Source organism: Pseudomonas sp. KCJK8993, from assembly GCF_046230915.1.
GTDB classification, from domain to species: Bacteria; Pseudomonadota; Gammaproteobacteria; order Pseudomonadales; family Pseudomonadaceae; genus Aquipseudomonas; species Aquipseudomonas piscis.
Genome location: NZ_JBJJLO010000198.1, coordinates 1 through 4,997, shown reverse-complemented (window position 1 = coordinate 4,997; position 4,997 = coordinate 1). Strand labels below are relative to the sequence as shown.

The window sequence follows — 4,997 nt, the reverse complement described above, 5'->3', positions numbered from 1 at the left end:
CGCTCGAGGGTCATTGCGCCTTGAGGTAGTCGTTGAGGAAGGCCTGGGCATTGCCATAGCTGGACAGGTTGTCGTTATAACCCACCTTCAGCGGCTTGGCCTGGCCCGGCAGGTGCAGCTCGCCATAGCCATCCTGGAGCACCAGCACCACGAACTTCTGGCCGTCGACCTGGGTGGAATAACGGGTGTCGCGGGCGGTCTGTTCCACGTTCATCTTCTGGATGCGCATGTTCCAGTCATGGTCAGCGTCTTCCACCTGCACCAGCGCCTGGTTGGCGCTGCGCTCGCCGATGCGCAGGGTCCAGACCTTCACCCCATGCGGGCCGTTGTAGGCCACCATCTTGTCCGCCACCTGCGGACGTTCCTCGGCCTGGGCCATCCCGGCCACCAGGGCCAACGCCATGGCCCATGCGGCCGTCCATCGGCTATACAAGTGCATCCTTCACGCTCCTGAGAAATTGAAAAGGGGCAGCTATTGAAGTCGGCGCTGGCCGCGCTGCCAAGCACTGTGACCGCTGCGCACACTAAAAATGCCGTCGCTCACAAGTGGCGATGGGCAAAGTGTGAGTGGGTTACCATTGCCCCCCGCACACCAGGCAGTCATGGACACGCTTTACCGATGGAATGCTGGAACCCCTATCTCGACACCCAATTTCGCTTCGACCGGCCCGGCGCCCTGTCCCGTGCCGGGGTCTTCGATCCCACTGCCCGCCGAGTGATGGGCAGCGCCATCGGCCACTACCGCGCCCGCACCGTGCGCGCCCATGTGCAGTACTTCGACTGCAACCTGCAATTTCCCGAGCCGCTGCGCATCCACAAGGTGCTGCCGGACAGCCTGTGCATCGTCCAGGTGCTCGACGGCCAGTGGCGGCACCGGGTCGATGGCCAGCTCAACCACTACACCCCCGGCGCGCCCCACGCCCTGGGCCTGAGCGAGACCATGGAAGCGGTGGACCAACTGCCCGCCGGCAGCCACGCCTGCCTCTCCGGGCTGCGCATCGCCGGGCATTACCTGCGCGAACTGGCCGAGGAAGACTCCAGCCTGCAACCCTTGCTCGGCCTGCTGGACGACGGCATGTGCTTCAGCGAATTCCAGCGCTGCCAGGCCCTGGGCAACCTGCTGCGACGGCTATACCAGTCGCCGTACCAGGGCGCCCTGGAGCGCCTGCACCAGGAGAGCCTGAGCCTGGCGGTGCTGGTGGAGCTGGCGGCGCACCTGCAAGGCCAGCGCCCCGGACCACCGCCAACGGTGCGCGGCCGCCTGGACCTGGCCCACGAAGCCCGGCGCTTGCTCGACGCCCAGCTGATCGAGCCGCCCGGCAGCCAGGCCCTGGCCCAGCAACTGGGCGTGGGGGAAACCACCCTGCGCCGGGCCTTCGCCCAGGTCTTCGGCCAGTCGATGCTGCAGTACCTGCGCCAGCAGCGCATGGAACTGGCCCGCACCCTGTTGCGCCAGGGCAAATGGCAAGTGGCGCAGATCGCCTATCGCCTGGGCTACGCCAACCCCGCCAATTTCAACCACGCCTATAAAGCCCACTTCGGCCACCCGCCAGGGGCGGAACGCGGCAAGCCCTAGCCTCTTGAGGATGATGAACCATGAGCACATTGACTGCGCTGATCGCTGAGGCCAAGGCTGGCCTCTCTGTGCAGCAGAACATCCCCCAGGCCGCCTGGGAGGCCATCGCCCGGCAGTGTGGCGAGGCGGAAATCGTCGAGATCGAGGCGCGCATCGCCACGCTGACCGCCCAGCGCGAAGCGGTGGAGGAGTGGGATGGCGACACCCTGGATGACCTGTATTTCGCCATCGCCCACTTCACCCGTTTGTTGACACTGGCCGTGGCCCATGGGCGCGGAGAGTGAGGGGGGCGGTTGACCGCACGACATTTGCTCGACGGCTTGAGTCGTGGATCGGGCCCTATGTTCGCGTGGGGCTTTGCGCGATGGACATAACCCGCGACGCTTTGAGCATTGCCCTGGTAGGCACAGCCGCCTAGCCTGCTGCGGTCGCTGCAAAATCAGCGACCGGGCCTGAGAACCCGATCAGATGCAGGCACATTGTCGATCAGGAGTTTCAATCATGTTTGCCGGTCATCTGCCCGATTTATTCTGCCATTCGTTTCTCTTCCCAGCGCTCAAGCGCAACCTCCGCCAGCCCATGATCGGAGGTGCCTAATGAACTCAAGTAAGCCGATCCAGACCCAAGGTTTTGTCACCTTCGGCAACTGCCCTGAAACCGACCACAGCCTGTTTTGCGTCAACGCCGGAGTGCCTCTGCAACAGGCACTGGAGCAGGCCTCGACATTGCTGTACTACGCCAAGAAACTCGCGCTGGATGCCGCCATGGAAGAGCAGGGCGAGCGTTATGCCTGGGCTTCGCATTTTTTGGCGGAGATGGGGAAGGCGGTGATCGATGATGTGGGGTTGGGGGACGTAAGGACTCGGAGTTAAGGCAACAACATATGAGGTAGATTGAGATGCCGCTTAGTCCTGGTTGGTAAGCGGCTTTTTTGAAACATGAGTCGATCCGAAACTCGTAGGCGCAGATGACCGCCTCTGGCCGATAGCGGGCCTGTACTAACGGTAACTTTTATTTGTGAATTCAACCAATCGACGCAATAGGCTAGCTAAATCAACTCGTAGGTATTTCATATTTCAGTGTTTTCCGATCTCGACATTTTTCTACTCCATCCGTATAAAGTGATGCGATTCGATTATTCGGCACTGTATCGCTGGAGTCGCTTGGAAATCCTTAACCTAATAAGAGTCTTTAATGCTAAAAATTTATTCCTATTACTTTGAAGAGTTAGTTTTTAAATTCCCCTTTGGTGCAAACGAAGGCGCTGACAATCCGCCATGGAACGAAAATGAAGATTTTTCGCCGTTGTCTCCGCGAGTAGCAATCGCGGTTTCCAGGCTCGCTCTCTTCGACATGCTTAGGGCTTACCCCTATGCCGAGCCGAAATTTCATTCTTGTGCATTAAAAAAAGTCAACGATTCTGATTGTAGTTGGTGGTATTACGATGTCGAATGGATGGTTTACCCTCCCGAATGTGGCGATCGGAGCTCGATAAGCGTGCCTGTTATGCTCAATGGACGAGTTCCTCCGTTTGAAGTTTTCAAATACGAAGATCGTTTTTCAGCATGGAGAGAATGAAGTACTGAGCAGGTTGGAAGCGGTCATTCTGTCTTTTACCAACGTATGGGCGATTCAGCATTAGTTTTAATCATAATGAAGATACAAAGGACGTTCCCAGTGGAAAAATCATCCATTAAGAGCTTTTTGGCTCTTGCTTCTGTCTTTTTAGCTGCATTCGCAAGTGCGAATGAAAGTGATCTAAAAGTATCCGCCGAAAGCGAGATACTGTACTTCAAGGCGCTGCCTTACCTAGAAAAAATCGATGAAGTACAAAACGATATGTTCACTTTTCGAAAGCAGTTAGCGGTCAGTGAAAAGGTTCCCGACCAAAAAAAAGAACAATATAGAGACGAAATGCTTCGGCTTGTAAATGAAGGAGTACCTTTGCTCAAGCGTTCTGCTGAGGAAGGCAACCCAGCAGCGCAGTACCGTCTAGCGCTAATGTTGTCGACATTTGAATCTCGCGATCAAGTCGCTGAAAAGGTCTGCACTCTCCTAAAATCCAGTTTCAGTAACGGATTTACTCCAGCGGGTTTGCAGATGCTTTTCTATTGCTTCGATGAGGTTAAAACACCTGGGTATCGGTCACTTGTCGACGCGTTGCCTAATGATGAAACCCTGTATAGCAGGTACTACCCCCAGCCAACGATGATGCCGAGTTGCGATAGAAATAGCCGCTCTGACAGCAAACCAATCGTGTTGCTCGACGAAAAAAGTTTTCGCGCCAACCTTTATATGAGTATGGCGACTCAAATGTTGACGCAAAACCTTAAGCAAGAGCAGGTGCGGTTTATGAATAAAGCCGCCGAGCATGGATGCACCAGGGCAATAGAAAGGCTAAAGCTCAGCAGCGCCACTAATGGAGCTCACCCGTAACTGGGAGCACATGATTAATCGCGTGTGGGATGAAATGGGCGAGCAACCCGCGCTGCTGACCGAGGCCCAGTTCAGCGAGTGGCTACGGCAGCAGTTCTACTTCCCTCCCCGTGACAGCTAGTTTTCAGCAAGCAAAAAAGCGGTGTACCCCCTCCCGCTGCTTACCTTCGCTTGCGGTTTGGGTCCTTCAAGCTGGCCCGAACCAGAAAGCTGAGCGACGCTCGTTAACACCATCACGCTGCTTCAGTGGCCTCGTAACAGCCCTTCTCCGCAAACATCAATCAGTCGTCGTTGTATCGTTTGGGTGTTGGGGCTTCGTCATCCTCTACCGGGAGGTAAGTCTTTTTGGCTACTCGTTCCACATAACCCTTTTGCTTGAAGGTCGCAAAGGCGCTCGCAACAATCGAGCGCCATTCAGCTACGGTGATCTGCCCCAGCTCTTTGTAGCGGTGGTAAATTTCATCCGCGATCGCATCGACGGACATGATCGTTCCTGCGGGGCATGCCGCAATCCTGGACTGGGTGAAAACAAAGGCGGTTGTGTAGAGGTTTCGTCCTGAAGGTAACTGAACCATGAGGACTTTGCTGCGAGTCTTATTCCTATCCGCGCGCATCAACGCCGCCGCTGCCGCCACCTCTATCGGGAGATGGGGACGTAGCTCTAGAGTCTGAGCTTTGGGCAGCCGCGAGGTGATTACCGCATCATACAAGGCTATCCGGTCCATGACGTCTTGATCACGTGGAAGAAGTCTAATTTTCGTCGTGTAACAGAGGGCGCATTTGATTCTCGTAGTATCTCCATGCGGAGTAAGGCAGCCACACGTTTTGCACTCATCAACAGTCAAAGAGTAGTGGCCGCGCGTTTCAATTTCACCATCCAACTCGGGCAAGACCATATAGAACTTGGTAAGTGTCTCGCCATGCCAAAAAAATATAGGTTGAGAGATGGTTCTGGATAGGTAATTAACCCATAGCGAAAGTTGAG

Annotated in this window: 6 protein-coding genes and 1 pseudogene; 5 read left to right on the top strand and 2 right to left on the bottom strand. The window is 55.9% G+C overall.

Annotated features, from left to right (window positions below):
• Positions 1-10: 10 nt before the first annotated feature.
• Positions 11-439 carry a hypothetical protein gene (locus tag ACK6AU_RS31275; RefSeq protein ID WP_185699252.1) on the bottom strand — a complete coding sequence of 143 codons (429 nt, stop codon included), beginning with the start codon at positions 437-439 and terminating at the stop codon, positions 11-13.
• A gap of 180 nt (positions 440-619) precedes the next feature.
• On the opposite strand from ACK6AU_RS31275, the gene ACK6AU_RS31270 reads away from it, so the two are divergent.
• The 5 genes from ACK6AU_RS31270 to ACK6AU_RS31250 all read left to right on the top strand — a co-directional run bounded on the left by ACK6AU_RS31270 (position 620) and on the right by ACK6AU_RS31250 (position 4,012).
• Positions 620-1,576: a helix-turn-helix transcriptional regulator gene (locus ACK6AU_RS31270; RefSeq protein ID WP_409303577.1), complete on the top strand. Its 957-nt coding sequence runs from the start codon at positions 620-622 to the stop codon at positions 1,574-1,576.
• 20 nt (positions 1,577-1,596) lie between these two features.
• A complete protein-coding gene (locus ACK6AU_RS31265) occupies positions 1,597-1,860 on the top strand; it encodes a hypothetical protein (protein WP_409303575.1) in 264 nt (87 codons plus the stop codon).
• Between the two features lie 312 nt (positions 1,861-2,172).
• Positions 2,173-2,448 (top strand): DUF3077 domain-containing protein, encoded by a 276-nt coding sequence (locus ACK6AU_RS31260; protein ID WP_409303573.1) that lies wholly within the window; start codon positions 2,173-2,175, stop codon positions 2,446-2,448.
• Positions 2,449-2,770: 322 nt separating this feature from the next.
• On the top strand, positions 2,771-3,154 hold the full coding sequence (locus ACK6AU_RS31255; RefSeq protein ID WP_409303571.1) for a hypothetical protein: 384 nt from the start codon (positions 2,771-2,773) through the stop codon (positions 3,152-3,154).
• 99 nt (positions 3,155-3,253) lie between these two features.
• Entirely contained in the window at positions 3,254-4,012 is a 759-nt protein-coding gene (locus ACK6AU_RS31250) for a hypothetical protein (RefSeq protein ID WP_409303569.1), read from the top strand.
• A gap of 281 nt (positions 4,013-4,293) precedes the next feature.
• On the opposite strand, the pseudogene ACK6AU_RS31245 reads toward ACK6AU_RS31250, so the two are convergent.
• Positions 4,294-4,997: pseudogene (locus ACK6AU_RS31245) on the bottom strand (nuclease); the annotation flags it as partial.